Genomic DNA, 17,067 nt, shown 5'->3' with positions numbered 1-17,067 from the left:
GATCACACCATGCACGAAGACTTCAATTATCTGACCAGTATCCTGAACGCTCCCGTCTACGACGTGGCCGTCAAGACCCCGCTCGAATCCCTGTCGCGGCTGTCCGAACGCCTGGGCAGTCGCGTCTTGCTCAAGCGGGAAGACATGCAGCCGAGCTTCAGCTTCAAGGTCCGGGGCGCCTATACGCTGATGGCGCGGCTGTCCGCGGAGGCGCTCGCCCGCGGGGTGGTGACGGCCTCCGCCGGCAATCATGCGCAGGGCGTGGCGCTCGCGGCACACACGCTCGGGTGCCGCGCGCGCGTGTTCATGCCGCACACCACACCCGACATCAAGGTCCAGGCCGTCGCCCGCTATGGCGCCGAGGTCGTGCTGTACGGCGACAACTTCGACGATGCCTGCGATGCCGCGCTGGCCGATGCGCGCGAGCGCGACAGCACCTTCGTGCCGCCGTTCGATCATCCTCACGTGATTGCCGGCCAGGGGACCGTCGGGATGGAAATTCTCCAGCAGACGACCCAACTCGATGCGATTTTCGTGCCGATCGGCGGAGGAGGGCTGGCCGCCGGAATTTGCGCGTACGTCAAGCGCGTGAAGCCGCAGATCAGGATTTTCGGTGTGGAGCCGAGCGACGCCGACAGCATGTATCAGGCGCTCGAGGGCGGTGCGCCGGTGCGGCTGGCGCACGTCGGCCGCTTTTGCGACGGCGTGGCGGTGCGTCAGGTCGGCGCCTATAGCTTCGAGCTGTGCCGGCAGTATCTCGACGGCGTCGTGCGCGTCGACAACGACGAGGTTTGCGCAGTGATCAAGGACGTCTTCGTCGATACGCGCTCGATTCTCGAGCCGTCGGGCGCTCTGGCGCTCGCCGGCTTGAAGGCGTGGCAACGACGCGAGCAGAAGGGCGGGACGCTGGTCGCGATCGCATCCGGGGCCAACATGAATTTCGATCAGCTGCGCTATATCGCCGAGCGTTCGACGCTCGGCGAAAACCGTGAGGCGCGCTTCGCTGTTTCGATCGCCGAGCGTCCCGGGAGCTTTCGCGCGCTCATCGAGCAACTCGGCGATTGTGTGGTGACCGCGTTCGACTACCGCCGCGCAACGGGCGGCGACGCGCAGGTTTTCGTCGGCGTGCGGACGCCGGGAGCCGAGGGCGCGCGCAAGATCGTGCAGGATCTGGCGGCGGCCGGATACCGGGCCACCGATCTCGGCGGGAGTACGCTCTGGCGCACGCATGGTCATCAGCTCGTCGGCGCGGACGCGTTCCGCATCGACGACGAGAAGCTCTTTCAGGTGATGTTCCCCGAGCGCCGCGGCGCCTTGCTGGAGTTTCTGCGCAAGCTCGACGATGCGTGGGACATCAGCCTGTTTCACTATCGTAACGAAGGGTTCGACTACGGGCGCGTACTGATCGGCATTCGCTGCGGCGAGGCGGATTCGGCCCGCCTGTACGGGGCGCTGGAGGCGACGAATTTCGAGTTCAGCGAGCAAGCCGATGCGTCGCCGTATCTGGCTTCGCTGCAGGGCGAGCGACGCTGAAAGACCGGTCACTATCTCGGGCGAGGCTACGTTGAACTCCCATCAATTGATGACGATGTGCTTCTACACGATCCTGGTATTGATCGTTCCGGGGCCGACCAACACGCTGTTGTTTTCGTCGGGAATCAGCGTTGGCCTGGCGCGCACGCTGCCGCTCGTGCTTGCGGAAGCGGCCGGGTACGTCATCGCCATTTCCGTCTGGGGCGTTTCGCTGCTGGCGTTCGCGGCGCAGCATCCTCACGTGCTGAGCGTGATCAAGGTCGCCTGTTCGTCGTACCTGCTGCTGTTGGCCGCCAAGATGTGGACGCGAGGCAGGCTGGAGGAAGATCGACGTCCGAAGGCGGTGACGTGGCGGAATCTGCTCGTCGCCACCTTGCTGAATCCGAAAGCCTTTCTGCTCGCAAGTACGGCGTTTCCATGGCAGACGTTTCACGATTCGAGCAGCGCGGCCCAGGCATTCGGCGTGTTTCTGCTCGTTCTCATACCGGTTGGGACCGGATGGGCCAGCCTGGGGCGCGCAACGCGCATGCTGACATCCGGCTCGCACCATGTCACTGCCGTGCTTCGCTTTTCGTCGATGGTACTGGTGCTGTTTTCAGGGACCGTGCTGTATTCGCTCGTCAAATGAGTTGCTGACGTTGCAACGCGACGATGAACGGCGGGGCGGGGCCGGCTGTGATCGAACACGGCTGCTACCGGCGAGGCGGTGTCGAACGGCGCGGTCGTGGGCAACGTGAAGATCCTGACAGTTGCGCTGGGTGCCGGTCGAGCGGGCTTTCTGCCGACGTTCAACGGCAACTGCCGACGGTGTCGGCGCAGCGCCGAACGGCTTGCTCGTAGCCCCCGCGCGATGCTCGACTCGCCACATATCGTCCGAACAGATATTCATCGAAAAAATAACCATTTGGTACACGCGTCGGCACGCATTACAGTCTCGCCTCGTGCCGGCTGCGGCGCCGGTTGTTCCGACGTTTTTCCAGAAATTCGCCACATGAATCGTTCGATGCTCTCTCCGGTCCGCCGTGCCGCGGCCGCGTTGTTCGTGCTCGGCCTCGTGCCGGTTTCCCATGCAGCCCAGCCGACGCTGCGCGTCGGCATCGATGCCGAGTCGTATCCGCCGTTCTTTTCGAAGGACGCTGCCGGCAAGTGGAAAGGCTGGGAGATCGACCTGCTCGATGCCGCCTGCGGCAAACTGAACGTTCGGTGCGAGCTGACCGACATTGCGTGGGACGGTCTGATTCCCGCATTGCAGAACCGCAAGATCGACGTGATCTGGTCATCGATGACGATCACTGGCGAGCGGCAGAAGGCGATCGATTTCAGTCGTGCATATTACGAATCGCCGACGGTGTTCGTCGGCGCGAAAAGCGACCGGCGTCGCGTCGACTGCGCGGTACCCGCGACTTTCAAGGGGCGTGTGATCGGCGTCGAGGCCGGTACGAACTTCTCGGCGTTCCTCGATGCCCGCTTCAAGCAGGACGCGCAGATCAAGGCGTTCGACAAGTTCGACAACGCGCTCGCGGATCTGGTGTCCGGCCGCGTCGACTACGTGCAGGAAGGCAAGGGACTGTTTACGGCGTTCCTCGCGTCGCGCGACGGCAAGGACTTCGAGATCAAGGCCACATGCGCGGACAATCCGGTGCTGGGCCTCGGCATCGGCGCGGGCCTGCGTCGCGGCGATGCACTACGCGACAAGCTGTCGACCGCGATCGCGCAACTGCAGCAGGACGGCACGTGGGATGCGATCACCGCCCGCTATCCGAACCTGAAGGGCTCGATCGAGAAGGGCCGCTGACGCCGATGGCCGCTGACGATTCACTGCTTGCACTGCTCGCATTCGGCGACGGCGGTTATGGCCGCATGTTCGCCAGTGCATTCGCGTTGACGGCCGCCGTCGCGGCAGCGTCGTTCTGCACCGGCGCGCTGCTCGGCGTTGCCGGCGCGCTCGGCAAACTGTCGCGGCACGCATCGCTGGCATGGCTCGCGCGGCTCTACACGACGCTCGTGCGCGCGCTGCCCGAGCTGTTGTGCCTGCTGCTCGCATTCTATGTGGTGGCGCCGGCCGTCGAGCGTGCGCTCCGCGACAGCGGGATCGTGTCCGACGGCTTCGCATTCGATCCGTTCGTCGTCGCCGCTTTATCGCTTGGATTCATTCAGGGTGCGTATCTGACCGACATTTTCCGTGCGGCCCTCGTCAACGTCCCGGTCGGTCAGGTCGAGGCCGCGCACGCGTACGGGATGACGCCGTGGCAGACATTGACGCGCATCCGCCTTCCGGCTGCTGCGCGGATCGCATTGCCGGGCGTCGGCAACGTGTGGCTGAACGCGACCAAGGATGCGTCGTTCATCAGCGTGCTCGGCTCGTTCACGGATCTCCTGAGGGCGAGCCAGCTCGCGGCCGGCGCGACGCGGCACTACGTGTTCTTCTATTTGGTGACGGCCGCGCTGTTCCTGCTGCTCAGCATCGCGTCGACGGGCGTCTTCGCAGCGCTCGAGCGGCATGCGAATCGTGGGACGAGGCGCGCAACAGCATGATTTTCTCGCTGCCGTTCCTGTTCGATACGGTGATGCCTAAGCTGCTCACCGCAGTGCCGACGACGCTTGCGCTGACGCTCGTGTCCGGCTCGGTCAGCGTGCTGCTGGGCGTACCGCTCGCGCTTGCGGCCGATGCCCGCCATACGCCGCTGCGCTGGTCTGCACGCGGCTGGCTCATGCTGATTCGCGGTACGCCGCTGCTCGTCCAGCTCTACCTGTTGTATTACGGATTCGGCCAGATCGTACCGCGCGAATGGATGCGCGACAGCTGGGCATCGCCGCTGCTGCGCGACGCGTTCTGGTACGCGATCGTCGCGTTGAGCGTGAACGAGAGCGCGTATGTGGCGACGATCCTGCGCGGCGCGATTGCCGGCGTGCCGGCCGGCGAGATCGAAGCCGGTCACGCATACGGGATGACGCGCCTGCAGGTGCTGCGCCGGATCGTCGGCCCACGTGCTTGGCGACTCGCGCTACCGGCGCTCACCGGCGAGGCGATCCTGCTGCTGAAATCGACTGTCCTTGCATCGACCGTCACCGTGTTCGACGTGATGGGGACGGCCAATACGCTGCGCTTCGAGACGCTGCGCGTGTACGAGCCGCTGGGCGGCGCGGCGATCGTCTATGTCGTGCTGGTCGCGCTGTTCACTTTTCCCGCTGCTCGTCTCGAGAAGCGCGTCAATCGCCATCTGGCGCGCGCGCCAGAACCCGGGGTGCCGGTCCGGCACCGCCCGTCATCCGGCGCGTGGGCGGCGCCCAATTGATTCCTGTCTTGATAGCGAACTACACGATGTCCGATCCTCGCCCCTTGTTGTTCACCCTGTATGAGCAAGCCAGCGTCGGCTGCGGTGGCGCGCCGAGTCTGTGGACCCATCCGGCCGACGAACGGCTGCGCGCCAATACGCTCGCGTACTGGTCGGACCTCGCGCGTACGGCCGAGCAGGCGGATCTCGACATGCTGTTCTTCGCGGACGTGCTCGGCCTGTACGACGTTTATGGCGGATCGGCCGACGCGGCACTGCGATGGGCGGTCGAAGCGCCCGCGAACGATCCGATGATGCTCATTCCGGCGCTCGTCGCGCAGACTGAGCGGCTCGCGTTCGGCGTGACAGCGAGCACGACCTATGAGCACCCGTTCGCGCTCGCGCGCCGCTTCAGCACACTCGACCATCTCAGCAACGGCCGGATCGGCTGGAATATCGTGACGTCGTACCTGACCAGTGCGGCGCGCAACTTCGGGCTCGACCGGATGATCGGCCACGACGAACGCTACGCGCGCGCCGAGGAGTTTCTCGACGTCGTGTACAAGCTGTGGGAAGGGAGTTGGGCCGACGACGCGGTCGTCGCCGACAAGCACGCGCCGCGCTATGCACGCGGCGACCGTGTGCGGCCGATCGCGCACGAAGGCGTGCACTATCGCGTGCACGGGCCGCACGTCTGTGCGCCGTCGCCGCAGCGCTCGCCCGTGCTGATTCAGGCCGGCTGGTCGGGGCGCGGACGGGAATTCGCCGCGAAGCACGCGGAGGTGGTGTTCGTCGCGAAGTCGAATCCGCACGAGATCCGTGCGGGCCTCGACGAGATTCGGCGGCTCGCGACGGAACGCGGCCGCGCTGCGGACGATGTGAAATCGCTGACCGTGCTGCGGATAGTGACCGCGCGTTCGTCGAGCGAGGCGAAAGAGAAATACCATTCGCTGCAGCAGCACTATCACCAGCATGCGCAACTCGTCAGCTATGCGGGCGACACCGGCATCGACATCGACCGCTATGCCGACGACGAACCGCTGACGACGCAGACGGAAGGGCTCACGTCCTACGTGGTGCGCGCAGACGGAAGCGGCAAGCCGCTCACTGCCGGCGACGTGCGACGCAAGTTTGCGAGCGTCACGCGCGGCACCGACCTCATCCTCGTCGGTTCACCGGACGAAGTCGCCGACCAGATCGCCGAACATGCGCGACAGTCGACCACGAGCGGCTACATGCTCAATCCGCTGATCAGCCCCGGTACGCTCGACGATTTTGCCGAACTCGTCGTGCCGGAGCTGAAAAAGCGCGGCCTGTATCGGACCTCGTCGCCGGCTGGTACCTTCCGCTCGCGGCTCAGTGGCCGCGACAGGCTGCCGGATACCGCGCATGGCGCATCGTTCCGGCAATCGGCATCCGGCGGACGCTGACGAACGGTTAGCGACGGAGCAAAGATCGGCGCGTTGCGCGGCATGGATCGTGACGCGCTGTTCCGATTGCGAATCCACCGCTCGCGCGAACCGATTCTACCGGTGTCGCTAGCGTGGCGAATGAGTGGAACGGTCCGATGCGCGGCGGTCGATCACATCGGCCGCCATTGCAGCCCATTCTCGCGGCGGCGAGCATCTGACGGTACGCCGACGAGCGACAAGACCGACGGGTCGTGCCGACGATCAGCCGCGTTTCCGTGAGCCGCACGGCGGCACTGCTCGTCGGCCGTGGCCGCCGCGATTAGCCGGCCGACGCAGCGGTGCCGGTATATGCCGCGTCGATCCATGCGTGCCGACGGTGATCGGCGTGGTCCAACGAATCCCGCCACGATGCGCAGGCCCGGCGGTTTCTCTCACAGCGCACCGTGCAATGCGACGTGACGCACGCCCCCGGCGAATCTGCCGCCCTGAATCGATGACGCTGTCAAACGAGAAATCTGGAAATCCATATAGATAAAAAGCGGATCGAGAGCTGTGGCTTGCACCGTATGGACACCGATGCGTTTGATGCACGCGACAAAGGACTCTTCCAGCTTTTGCACTATATCGAAACGTGCGTCGTCGCGAATATTTGCCGACTGGCAATCTTGCTTGCCGCAGCCGTGCTGCGTGGCCAGTGACAGAATCGTTCAAGCATGAATTCGTATTTACTAATTCGTAACCCGAATTGACGGTGACCGGAAGGCAGGCAGCGGAAGATGACGCAAGCAGCACTTTTCAGAACGAGCCATACCATTGCATTCGCGGGCGCGTTGTTGGCGACGACAAGTTCCGCGACGCAGGCGCAGAGCGCCGTCCAGATGTCGGGGATCATCGACGCGGGCATTGCGTACGTGAGCGATAGCGGCAATACCCACGGGCATCAGAGCGCGTGGCAGGCAAAGAGCGGGGACATCAACGGTAGCCGCTGGATCCTGTCGGGCAGGGAAGACCTCGGTGGAGATCTGAATGCGGCGTTCATGCTGGCGAACGGCTTTGCGCCGATGACGGGCACGGCTTCGCAGCAGGGCCGGTTGTTCGGCTTCCAGTCCTGGGTTGCGTTGCAATCGCAACGGCTCGGCTCGCTGATTGCGGGGCGCCAGTTCGACGAGGTCGTGCAGTTCGTCGAGCCGTTTTCTCTGGGAGGGACGCGATATGGCGGCACGGCATTCGCGCACGTCTTCGACAACGACAACCTCGACAACTGGACGCGCATCAACAACTCGGTCAAGTACGTGAGCCCGCTGCTGGGCGGCCTCAAGCTGGGTGTGCTGTACGGCTTTTCGAACCGGGCCGGCGGCTTCGACGACAACCGCGCGTATAGCCTCGGCGCGTCGTATCAATACGGCAATCTCGATCTGGGCGCGGGCTATGTGCAGTTCAACAACGCATCGAATCTCTCCAGCGCCAACGTGAACGGCGCGGCACCGGCCGGCGCACCGTTCAACGCGGCGCGCCAGCGTACCTGGGCCGCGGGCGGCTTGCTCCATTTCGGCAACGGTGCGGCCGGCTTCGTGCTCAGCGAGACGCGGCTCGATCACACCACGTCGATCAACGACGTCGTGGACACGGCGGTCAGCCTGCCGGGCGACGATGTGCGGTTTCAGAACGTCGAGGTGAACGTGCGCTATAGCGTGCTGCAGAACTGGGACGTTTCGGCCGGTTATACGTTTACTGCGGGCCGCTTCGCGACGCCGGCGGGCGTTCGTTATCCGAAGTGGCATCAGGTCGGCATCGTCAACACCTACTTCCTTTCGCCGACGACGGACATCTACGCCGAGGCGGTCTATCAACGGGCCAACCAACTGGCCGGAACAGGTATCCGCGGCGCGCAGATCGCAAACTTTTCACGGGCGTCCGGCGCGAACCAGCTCATTGCATCACTCGGTTTGCGACGCCGATTCTGATCGGTCGCGCCGGATGGGCGCCTGTGGTGGACGCCGCGCGTTTTTCCTCGGCGGCTTGCATCCTACGTCGATTGGATACACGAAGCGCTGCCGGTTATGACGAAGGCCGGCACACGACGCCGGATCCATCTACGCCGCGAGCGGCGCGCCGTCGCTGAGCATGGACCGATTGGCGTGCAGCGTGATGCAAGGTCACAACCCACGAAGTTCAACGCTTATCCGCCCACCCCCACACAAATAGTGCTGTTCGACAACGCGATGACCGCGCGCTTTCTCGGGTCGATGCTGGTGCTCGATGCCGACGGTAACGTCGTCCTCGATTCGGCTACCGACGTGCCGCGGCGCGCCGAGCATCGGCCTCACGCGGCGAATCTCGAACCCGGACGGCTCGTTTGCCGGCGTCGTCCTCATCGCACTGAACCTCGAATACTTCCACCCGCTGTTTACCGGCCTGTCGCTCGGACAGCACGGCTCGATGTCGCTGATCCGCGACGACGGCGCGCTGGTCGCACCGTTCGGTGCGGCGTTCATCGCGGTGTCGGTGATGCCCGGCGCGCAGCTGCGACGCCGGATGTGCGCGGAATCGGAGCTCGTGCTGCTCGCGCGCACCGACGGTCTCACCGGCCTAGGCAATCGCCGCAGCTTCGCGGAAGGTCTGGATCGCGAATGGCGTCGCGCACGGTCGGCGATGAAAAAGCCGACAGCATGATCAAGGCCGCGGATCGGGCGCTATACCGCGCGAATGCGACCGGGCGAAACAAGGTTGCGGCGTTCCGGCCGTCGACATGACGCTGCGCGACAGTGGGCTACAGTGAGCGTCAACCGCCTTGACCCAAGGGCGAACACGAGGATCAGACGATGCAACTTCACACCGGCAACCTGTTCAGTCCCGAAGCAAGCCGCAGCAGCGACGAGCAGGTCGACGTGCTCGTCCACGGCGCGCGCGTCGATATCGAGCGAATCGTGTCGATGGGCCACGCGAGTCCCGCTGGGTTCTGGTACGACGATACGCGCGCCGAATGGGTGGCGTTGCTGTCCGGCGCGGCGGTGCTCGAGTTCGAAGCCGATGGGTCGCGGCTCGAGATGCGTGCCGGCGACTACCTGCTGATCGAACCGCACTGTCGTCATCGGGTCGCATGGACGCATCCGGACGAGCCGTCCGTATGGCTCGCCGTCTATCACGAACGCTGACGCGCAGGTCTGCCGCAAGCGATCGGCCCGTGACTGCGCCCACCGGTGCCAGCGCCGATGCCGGGCGGCCCGCGCAAGATCCCGCGTCCTTACCTCACGCATTCGAGTACGTATCTCAGCCCCTGGCCGAGCAGCCCGCGCCACACGTCCCACGTATGCCCGCCGTCGACGACGCGCAGTTCGGCCGGATTCTGCGCGCGGCGCAGCTGCGTGTACAACAGGCTCGATTCGGCCTGGATCGTGAGGTCGTCGTCGCCGGCCGCGATGAACATCGGCACGCGCCACGTGCGCGTGAAATAAGCGCGCATCAGCGCCGGATAGTTGAGCTCGTGCCATACGCGCGGATCGAATTGCCGGTCGCCGAACACGCCCACATAACGCGCGGCGGAATTCAGCGGCGGCTCGTTCGCATAGATCGCGGGGCTCAGCAGCATCGCGCCGCAGAACAGGCCCGGTTCGAGCAGCGCGAAGCGCAGCGCGCCGAAGCCGCCCATCGACACGCCGCCGATCGCGCGGCCCGCGCGCTGGTTCGACACCGCGAAATGCGCCTCGACCTCCGGCAGCAGATCGTTGAGGAACGCGCTCTGCATCTTCTCCTTGCGGTCGACGTACCAGTCGGTGCCGCCCTGCGGCATCACGATCACGACGGGCGGGATCTCGTGGCGCTCGATCAGCGTGTCGGCCGTGACTTGCAGGCGGCCCTGCGTGATCCAGTCGTTCGCGTTGCCGGCGTTGCCGTGCAGCAGATACAGCACCGGATAGCGCGCGCCTTCCGCGTTGTAGCCGGGCGGCAGGTACACGGTGTACGACCAGTCGCGCTTCAGCGACGCCGACCGGAACGAACGCAGCGCGATGCTGCTGCCCGGATTGAGCGCCGGCTCCTGAGCGGCCGGCGCAGCCGCGGCGGGCGCGGCGAACGACGCGCCCGGCGACACCGCGGGCCCACCGGGCGTGGCATGAGCGGTGGCGAGCGTGGCGGCGAGCAGCACGGCGGTGATTGGCAGGACGAAGCGGCGCATGGCGAAGCGTTTCAATGGAGGCGACCGCTATCGTAGCAGCCGCGCATGACGGCTCGGCCGGTCATCGTCGCGAACGGAACGGCGACGGCAGCCGCGACACGAGCGGCCCATAGAGTTTCGCGACCAGATACAGCAGCCCCATCGCGACGACATCGGCGGTGAGGCCGAGCGGCACGTCGAGATAGCCTTCGGTCGCCTGGTACAGCAGCGAGTCGACCGCGAGCGAGATGCCGGTGCCCGCGACGAAGCACAGCAGCCCCTGGCGGCCGATCGTGCCGATCCACGGCATCGCATGCGCGACCTTCTTCATCCAGCCGAGGTGGACGAGCTTGGCCGCGAGCCACGCGATCGCGACGAAGTTCGCGAGCCGCAGCGCACCGAGGTTCTGCTTGATCGACGGATCGGTCGGGAACGGCTCGATGCGCAGCCGGTAGTACGCGCCCGCGGCGACGATCGCGAGCGAGACGGCCGTGAGCAGCCAGCCCTGCGGTTTCGGCGCGAGCGTCTGGTAGACGGGCTGGCAGCGCGCGATCACGCCGAGCACGAACAGGAACTGCCACGCGAACGGGTTGAAGTCCCAGGGCACGCCTTCGACGGTCGGCAGGAAGCGCGCGGCATGCGGCGCCGCGTACCACAGCGAGCCGCTGAACGCGAGCAGCAGCCACGGCTGCGCGCGCGCGAGCGGCAGCGCGAGCGGAACCAGCAGCGCGAAGAACGCGTACATCGGCAGCACCGACGCGAGATACGGCTGGCGACGGAACAGCAGGATGTCGCGCAGCGCGACGAGCGGCTTCTCGAGCAGGCCGTCGAGATCGTTGGTCGGCATGTTCGGGCCGTCGATCGAGAACGCGTTCAGCATGGCCGTGATCAGCAGCATCAGGCCGGCCGTCACGAGGAACGCACGATAGATCTCGAACGCGCGCCGGATGAAGCGCTGGCGCGCGGCTGCCTCGTCGTGGCGCTCCGCAAGCGAGTTGTAAGCGATGGCGGTCGCGAAGCCGCCGAGGAACACGAATACCTCGGCCGCGTCGCACAGCGCATACGCGTGCAGCGTGACGCGCGACAGGATGCTGCCGCCGATGTGGTCGACGACGATCACGAGCAGCACCAGGCCGCGGAAGAAATCGAGCTCGGCGTAGCGGCCGGCCCGGGCCGGCGCGGTCATCGGAGCGCCTCCCGGCGCCCGCCGCATGCGCGGCTGGCACGTGCCGCGCAGGAATCGGGGTGAAGCATGACTTCGTGAAGAAATGGCGAACGGATGCGCATTGTGCCACCGATGCCGCTGCCACCGGGTTTACGCGGATGGCGGCCCGTCCGGCCAACGCCGGCAAGCCGCGGCGGGCCGCCGGCGCAGTACGCCGCAGTACGCAGTTGGACGAGCGCAACGGTTTGCGCCGCGCACCCGCAGCCCGATGGACGGACGATTTCCGACGTGACACCATTTTGTCCTCACGCGGCCGCACACCGCGTCGTCCGCACGGCGGGCCACGTAAACAACAGACCAAACATGCGCCGGTTGCTCGACCAACCCGGCCCAGGCTCCGGAGATTCGTCATGAAGAAGCACGTCATTCTCACCGCCGCGCTGGCCGCTTGCGCCGCGCCGGTCCTTGCGCAGAACAGTGTGACGCTGTATGGCCTGATCGACGAAGGCTTCAACTACACCAACAACGTGAACGTCAACGGGCTCGGCAAGACCAATTACCAGCTCGCGAGCGGCTACGCGCAGGGCAGCCGCTGGGGCCTGAAGGGCAGCGAGGATCTCGGCGGCGGGCTGAAGGCGATCTTCACGCTGGAAAACGGCTTCGACGTGAACAACGGGCGGCTCGGCCAGGGCGGCCGCATGTTCGGCCGCCAGGCGTTCGTCGGGCTCAGCGAATCGCGCTTCGGTACGCTCAGCTTCGGCCGCCAGTACGACTCGGTCGTCGACTACCTCGCGCCGCTCACGGCCAACGGCAACTGGGGCGGCACGCTGTTCTCGCATCCGTTCGACAACGACAACACCGACAACTCGTTCCGCGTCAACAACACGGTCAAGTACGCGAGCGCCGACTGGAACGGCCTGACGTTCGGCGGCACCTACAGCTTCAGCAACAGCACCGGCTTCTCGAACAACCGCCAGTACAGCCTCGGCGCGCAGTATTCGCTGGCCGGGCTGCAGGTCGCGGCCGCGTATCTGCAGGCGAACAACCCGGGCGCCGGTAACGCCGGCGCGATCGCCGCCGACGACGCGAACTTCGTCGCCGACCGCCTGCGCATCTTCGGCGGCGGCATCAACTACACGTTCGGCCCGGCGACGGTCGGCTTCGTCTATACGAAGACGGACGTGAAGAACCCGGTGTCGACGGTCTACCTGCCGGCATCGACGTTCTCGGGGCTCGGGCTGAGCGCGACCAAGTTCCAGAACTTCGAGGTCAACGGCAAGTACCAGCTCACGCCAGATTTCTATCTGGGCGCGCAGTACGTGTACACCGACGGCAAGTTCGACGCTGCGGCCGGTTCGTTCAAGCCGAAGTACCACACCGTCGGGCTGATGGCCGACTACAGCCTGTCGAAGCGCACCGACGTCTATCTGCAGGGCGCCTGGCAGAAAGTGGCCGGCGACAAGACCGGCACCGCGGCGGACGGCGGCTATGTCGTCGGGACCGACGGGCCGTCGTCGTCGTCGAACCAGTTCGCGGTGCGCGCCGCGATTCGCCACAAGTTCTGAGCGGGCAGCGTAGTGCAGCGCCGGCCGCCGCCGCGCCCGCGGCCGCGCGCGACCATCACAGCTGCGCTTCGATCGCGGCCTTGTCGATGACCGACCAGACCTGCCGGATCCTGCCGTCGTCGAACTCGTAGAAGACGTTTTCGGCGAAGGTCACGCGCCTGCCGTCGACGGCAAGCCCCATGAACGTGCCTCGCGGTGAACACGCGAAGCGCAGCCGCGCCGCGATGCGCGGCGGCTCGCACACGAGCAGCCGGATCTCGAAACGCAGGTCCGGGATGTCGCGGAAATCCTGCTCCAGCATCGCGCGGTAGCCGGCCAGGCCCAGCGGCCGATCGTTGTGGATCACGTTGTCGGCGACGTAGTCGCCCAGCGCCGCCCAATCCTGACGGTTCAGGCAGTCGATGTATGCGCGATAGCGGATCGCGAGGTCGGATTCGGTCATGATGGCAATGCCTCCTCGTATGTCCTCCGGTTGCTTCGATGGCCGCGCGTCGCTCAGCGCGGCGGCGTGTCGTTCGACAGAAACGATACGAACGCCTGCGTGTATTTCGGCAACTGGTCGAACGAGCGCGCGCACAGCGTCAGCTTGCGATGGCTCCATGCGTCGGACAGCTCGACGAGCCGCACGTCCAGCGTCTGCGCCGCGCGCTCGGCCGCATGGCGCGACACGATGCCGATCCCGACGCCGCTTTCGATCACGCGGCAGATCGCGTCGAAGCTCTTCAACTGGACACGGTAGCGGATTCGCTTGCCGAGCGCACGCGCCTGCTCGGCGAGATGGACCTGCAGCGCGCTGCCGTCGGTGAGCCCGATGAAGTCCGCATCGACGATTTCGTCGAACGCGACGTGCTCGCGTGCGGCGAGCGGATGCGCGGCCGGCACGACCGCGATCAGCCAGTCCTCGCGGAAGCGCTTCTGCTCGAGCCCGTCGAGGCCGACCGAATCGGCGACGATGCCGACCTCCGCGGTCTTGTTGCGAATCGCATGCACGATCTCCTGGCTCGAACGCTCCTCGACGCTGATCGACAGTTTCGGATGATGCGGCAGGTATGCGGCGAGCGCGTCGGGCAGGTATTCGCTCAGCGACGCCGTATTGCACAGCAGCCGGATGTGCCCGCGCAGCCCCTGGCCGTATTGCTGCAGCTCGCCGCGCATCTGATCGATCTGTTGCAGCACCGTGCGTGCGTGATGCTCGAGCGCATGGCCGGCATCGGTCGCCTGCACGCCCGACTTCGCCCGGTGCAGCAGCGGTACGCCCAGTTCGTCCTCCATGCCGCGGATGCGCTCGCTCGCGGCCTGCAACGTGATGTGGGTCCGCTCGGCGCCGCCCGTGATCGTGCCGGCCTCGCAGATGTTCAGAAAGAGCCGCAGGTCGGTCAGATCGAAGCGCATGGTCGGAGCGGGGCGTCAGGACGGGAATGGCCGATAAGTTAGCAGGAACGGCCGCGCCGGTCTCGGGCCGGCCTCGTGCCTCAGGCTGAGCCTGAGACACGGTTCGCCGCTTCCGCATTTTCGGGGCGCGATCGGTCACCGATCATCGCCGCATATCGATCCAGGAGGAGACCGGGATGCGCGACGAGCCGTCGTGGGGTGTGTCGTTCAAGATCGCGTTGCACCTGTTGTTCCTGTGCATCGGCGTCGCATGGGCCTGCGCCGAGCTGGTCGACTGGCTGCGATGAAGGCCGCGCCGGCCGTCCGAATGCCGTTCCGGCGGTCCGCAGGCGAGAAAATTTCCGCCTGGCGTGCAGGAAACCGTCAAGTTTTTCCGATTCCGACCGTATTACCGAGAACGAAGGTCCCGCCGACGCGTGCCTCGTGATCGTTTGTCATCATTGTTTGCATCCGGTTACACGTCGGCCGTTCCGTTTTTGAGATGCTTGAAAGATTGTCAAACGGGAGTCGATCGTCCATGAAACTGTGCGAGATGTACCGCAACGCGGCCTGGCTGCCCGGCCTGGCCGCCGTGCTCGTCATGGCCGGTTGTGCAAGTACGGTACCCGTTCCGCCGAGCGATACGCTCGCGGGACCGTCGTCGGAGCAGCCCGCCGCTGCACTGCCGGCTACACCGGCGCCGCCGGCTGCCCCGATCCTCGTCGTACGGAAGTACGTGGTGAAGCGCGGCGACACGCTGAGCGCCATCGCGGCCGCCCACGCTTGCAGCGTGGCCGAGCTGCGCACCTGGAACAAGCTCGATGCGCACGCCAGATTGCGGCGGGGACAGGTGCTGCGCATCGTCCGGCAGCAGCAGCCGGCACCGGCGCAGCGCGCGAGCGACGCGACGGCTGGTGCCGTTCCGGCCGCTCCCGCCGCGCAGACCAATCCCGCGGCTGCCGCGCAGCCGAACGTGTCGCCGGCGAACGAGCGCCGGGTCGTCAACGAAACCAGGCGGCACGCGAGCGCGGTGTCGCTGACGTGGCCGGCCCGCGGCAAGATCGTCGATGCGTTCCGTCCCGGCCAGAACCGCGGCATTCAGATCGCCGGCCGGCCGGGCGACCCGGTGCGCGCGGCCGCCGACGGCCGCGTGATGTATGCGGGCACGGGCCTGAACGATTACGGCAGCCTGATCATCGTCCAGCACAATGCGGATTTTCTGACCGCGTACGCGCATAGCCGCCGGGTGCTCGTGAAGACCGGCGACATCGTGCGCCAGGGCGATGCGATCGCCGAAATGGGCGACGTCGACAGCGCGCATGTCGCGCTGCTGTTCGAGGTGAGGCGCGACGGCAAGCCGGTCAATCCGATGCCTTATCTGCCTTCTTCGCAAGGCTGAAGCGGCGCGCCGCTGGAACGCGGCGGCGCTCGCTGCTACGCTAGGGCCTGTTCACGCGAGGGCCGCCGTTCGCGGCGGCGACGAACGTGTCGCGCGAGGCGCGGCCATTTCGTCGCGAGCCGGCCGCCGCCATGAACGCGCGCGTGCCTCGCCAATGCCCGCGCGTATTGCGCCATGCACCGCTTCGCCACCGTTTCCGACTGAACGCCTTCATTCATGGACCATTCTCCGACTCGTCGTTCGCTGTTGCTCGCCGCCGTGTCCGCGCCGTTCGTCGCCGCGTGCACGTCGGCGCCCATTGCCGATCAGGGGCGCGCGCATGTTGCCCGCAGCGAGCTCGCCGCACTCGAAAAGGCGTCGAACGGCCGGCTCGGCGTCGCCGCGCTCGACACGTCGAACGGCACGCGCATCGCGCATCATGCGCGCGAGCGCTTCCCACTGTGCGGCACCTATGCGGTCGTCGCGGCCGCCGCGATCCTCGCGCGTGCGTCGCTCGATGCATCGCTGCTGCCGCGTCGCATCTTGTATCGCCGTTACGAAGTCGTGGCCGGCTCGCCGGTGACGGAGAGCCACGTCGACACGGGCATGACGATCGCGCAACTCTGCGCCGCAATGCTGCAGTCGGGTGACAAGGGCGCGGGGAACCTGCTGATGAACGTGCTCGGCGGCCCGCAGGCCGTCACGGCGTTCGCGCACGAAAGCGGCGACACCGTGTTCCGGCTCGATCGCTGGGAGCCCGAGCTGAACCGTGCCGCGCCCGGCGACGAGCGCGACACGTCGACGCCGGTCGCGATGGTCGATACGCTGCAGCGGCTGCTGCTCGGCGACACGCTGCAGCAAGCGCAGCGCACGCAGCTCACCGACTGGATGACGGCCGGCGCGCCCGACGCGACCGGCATCGCGGCCGGCGTGCCGCCGGGCTCGCGCGTGGCGGCCAAGCGCGGCACCGGCGGTTACGGCACGACGACCGAGGTCGCGGTGGTGTGGCCGCCGTCGCGCGCGCCGATCGTGCTCGCGGTGTCGTTCACGCAAGCGCAGGCCGACGCCGCTGCGCGCGCGGACGTCGTCGCGTCGGCGGCGCGCATCGCGACCGGAGCGCTCACCGCCACGGCCTGAGCGCGCTGCGCGAGCGACGCGGCTCGCGCAACGCCGCCATTTCGCTTATCGTGTCGGTCAGCCCGCGCCCGTCCCGGC

The 17,067-nt window shown here is 66.5% G+C and carries 16 protein-coding genes and 1 pseudogene; 12 read left to right on the top strand and 5 right to left on the bottom strand.

Features of this window, described 5'->3' with window-relative positions:
• Nucleotides 1-9 precede the first annotated feature (9 nt).
• From ilvA to MBR110_RS19555, 6 genes are all read left to right on the top strand, one after another.
• Complete coding sequence (ilvA, locus tag MBR110_RS19580) at nucleotides 10-1,533, top strand: threonine ammonia-lyase, biosynthetic (protein WP_059734383.1); 1,524 nt, start codon at nucleotides 10-12, stop codon at nucleotides 1,531-1,533.
• A gap of 31 nt (nucleotides 1,534-1,564) precedes the next feature.
• Nucleotides 1,565-2,161, top strand: coding sequence for a LysE family translocator (locus tag MBR110_RS19575; protein ID WP_230681291.1), 597 nt, complete (start codon nucleotides 1,565-1,567; stop codon nucleotides 2,159-2,161).
• Nucleotides 2,162-2,524: 363 nt separating this feature from the next.
• Complete coding sequence (locus MBR110_RS19570) at nucleotides 2,525-3,328, top strand: transporter substrate-binding domain-containing protein (protein ID WP_041494186.1); 804 nt, start codon at nucleotides 2,525-2,527, stop codon at nucleotides 3,326-3,328.
• 5 nt (nucleotides 3,329-3,333) lie between these two features.
• Nucleotides 3,334-4,068, top strand: a complete 735-nt coding sequence (locus MBR110_RS19565) for an ABC transporter permease (RefSeq protein ID WP_060082317.1) — start codon at nucleotides 3,334-3,336, stop codon at nucleotides 4,066-4,068.
• Entirely contained in the window at nucleotides 4,065-4,829 is a 765-nt protein-coding gene (locus MBR110_RS19560; RefSeq protein ID WP_059668585.1) for an ABC transporter permease, read from the top strand. Before MBR110_RS19565 ends, MBR110_RS19560 begins: the two co-directional genes overlap by 4 nt.
• Nucleotides 4,830-4,855: 26 nt before the next feature.
• The gene (locus MBR110_RS19555) at nucleotides 4,856-6,238 is read left to right on the top strand and encodes an LLM class flavin-dependent oxidoreductase (protein ID WP_059475849.1); all 1,383 of its coding nucleotides are present in this window, start codon (nucleotides 4,856-4,858) and stop codon (nucleotides 6,236-6,238) included.
• A 413-nt stretch (nucleotides 6,239-6,651) separates the two neighbouring features.
• Here MBR110_RS19555 and MBR110_RS19550 read toward each other — a convergent pair whose 3' ends face one another.
• The gene (locus MBR110_RS19550) at nucleotides 6,652-6,840 is read right to left on the bottom strand and encodes a hypothetical protein (RefSeq protein WP_126220882.1); all 189 of its coding nucleotides are present in this window, start codon (nucleotides 6,838-6,840) and stop codon (nucleotides 6,652-6,654) included.
• A 156-nt stretch (nucleotides 6,841-6,996) separates the two neighbouring features.
• Between MBR110_RS19550 and MBR110_RS19545 the strand changes: the two genes are divergently transcribed.
• The 3 genes and pseudogenes from MBR110_RS19545 to MBR110_RS19535 all read left to right on the top strand — a co-directional run bounded on the left by MBR110_RS19545 (nucleotide 6,997) and on the right by MBR110_RS19535 (nucleotide 9,375).
• A complete protein-coding gene (locus MBR110_RS19545) occupies nucleotides 6,997-8,184 on the top strand; it encodes a porin (protein ID WP_181709493.1) in 1,188 nt (395 codons plus the stop codon).
• 222 nt (nucleotides 8,185-8,406) lie between these two features.
• A pseudogene (locus MBR110_RS19540) lies at nucleotides 8,407-8,866 on the top strand (hypothetical protein); the annotation flags it as partial.
• A gap of 176 nt (nucleotides 8,867-9,042) precedes the next feature.
• Nucleotides 9,043-9,375, top strand: a complete 333-nt coding sequence (locus MBR110_RS19535) for a cupin domain-containing protein (RefSeq protein ID WP_059894053.1) — start codon at nucleotides 9,043-9,045, stop codon at nucleotides 9,373-9,375.
• 89 nt (nucleotides 9,376-9,464) lie between these two features.
• Here the strand turns inward: MBR110_RS19535 and MBR110_RS19530 are convergent, their stop codons facing one another.
• Both MBR110_RS19530 and MBR110_RS19525 read right to left on the bottom strand, forming a co-directional pair.
• A complete protein-coding gene (locus MBR110_RS19530; protein ID WP_059464063.1) occupies nucleotides 9,465-10,394 on the bottom strand; it encodes an alpha/beta hydrolase in 930 nt (309 codons plus the stop codon).
• Between the two features lie 61 nt (nucleotides 10,395-10,455).
• Nucleotides 10,456-11,559: an OpgC domain-containing protein gene (locus MBR110_RS19525; RefSeq protein WP_034195153.1), complete on the bottom strand. Its 1,104-nt coding sequence runs from the start codon at nucleotides 11,557-11,559 to the stop codon at nucleotides 10,456-10,458.
• Between the two features lie 389 nt (nucleotides 11,560-11,948).
• On the opposite strand from MBR110_RS19525, the gene MBR110_RS19520 reads away from it, so the two are divergent.
• Nucleotides 11,949-13,103, top strand: a complete 1,155-nt coding sequence (locus tag MBR110_RS19520) for a porin (protein WP_011882406.1) — start codon at nucleotides 11,949-11,951, stop codon at nucleotides 13,101-13,103.
• Between the two features lie 55 nt (nucleotides 13,104-13,158).
• On the opposite strand, the gene MBR110_RS19515 is transcribed toward MBR110_RS19520, so the two are convergent.
• Both MBR110_RS19515 and MBR110_RS19510 read right to left on the bottom strand, forming a co-directional pair.
• The gene (locus tag MBR110_RS19515; protein WP_045577908.1) at nucleotides 13,159-13,545 is read right to left on the bottom strand and encodes an ester cyclase; all 387 of its coding nucleotides are present in this window, start codon (nucleotides 13,543-13,545) and stop codon (nucleotides 13,159-13,161) included.
• Between the two features lie 53 nt (nucleotides 13,546-13,598).
• The gene (locus MBR110_RS19510; RefSeq protein WP_034195151.1) at nucleotides 13,599-14,495 is read right to left on the bottom strand and encodes a LysR substrate-binding domain-containing protein; all 897 of its coding nucleotides are present in this window, start codon (nucleotides 14,493-14,495) and stop codon (nucleotides 13,599-13,601) included.
• A gap of 517 nt (nucleotides 14,496-15,012) precedes the next feature.
• On the opposite strand from MBR110_RS19510, the gene MBR110_RS19505 reads away from it, so the two are divergent.
• Together MBR110_RS19505 and bla are read left to right on the top strand one after the other, a co-directional pair.
• Nucleotides 15,013-15,873, top strand: coding sequence for a peptidoglycan DD-metalloendopeptidase family protein (locus MBR110_RS19505; protein ID WP_175983924.1), 861 nt, complete (start codon nucleotides 15,013-15,015; stop codon nucleotides 15,871-15,873).
• Between the two features lie 216 nt (nucleotides 15,874-16,089).
• Complete coding sequence (bla, locus tag MBR110_RS19500; RefSeq protein ID WP_181709492.1) at nucleotides 16,090-16,989, top strand: class A beta-lactamase; 900 nt, start codon at nucleotides 16,090-16,092, stop codon at nucleotides 16,987-16,989.
• Nucleotides 16,990-17,067 lie beyond the last annotated feature (78 nt).

The sequence above is a fragment of the Burkholderia sp. MBR-1 genome, from assembly GCF_013822785.1.
Taxonomy (GTDB): Bacteria; Pseudomonadota; Gammaproteobacteria; order Burkholderiales; family Burkholderiaceae; genus Burkholderia; species Burkholderia vietnamiensis.
This window is presented reverse-complemented; position numbering and strand designations above follow the sequence as displayed.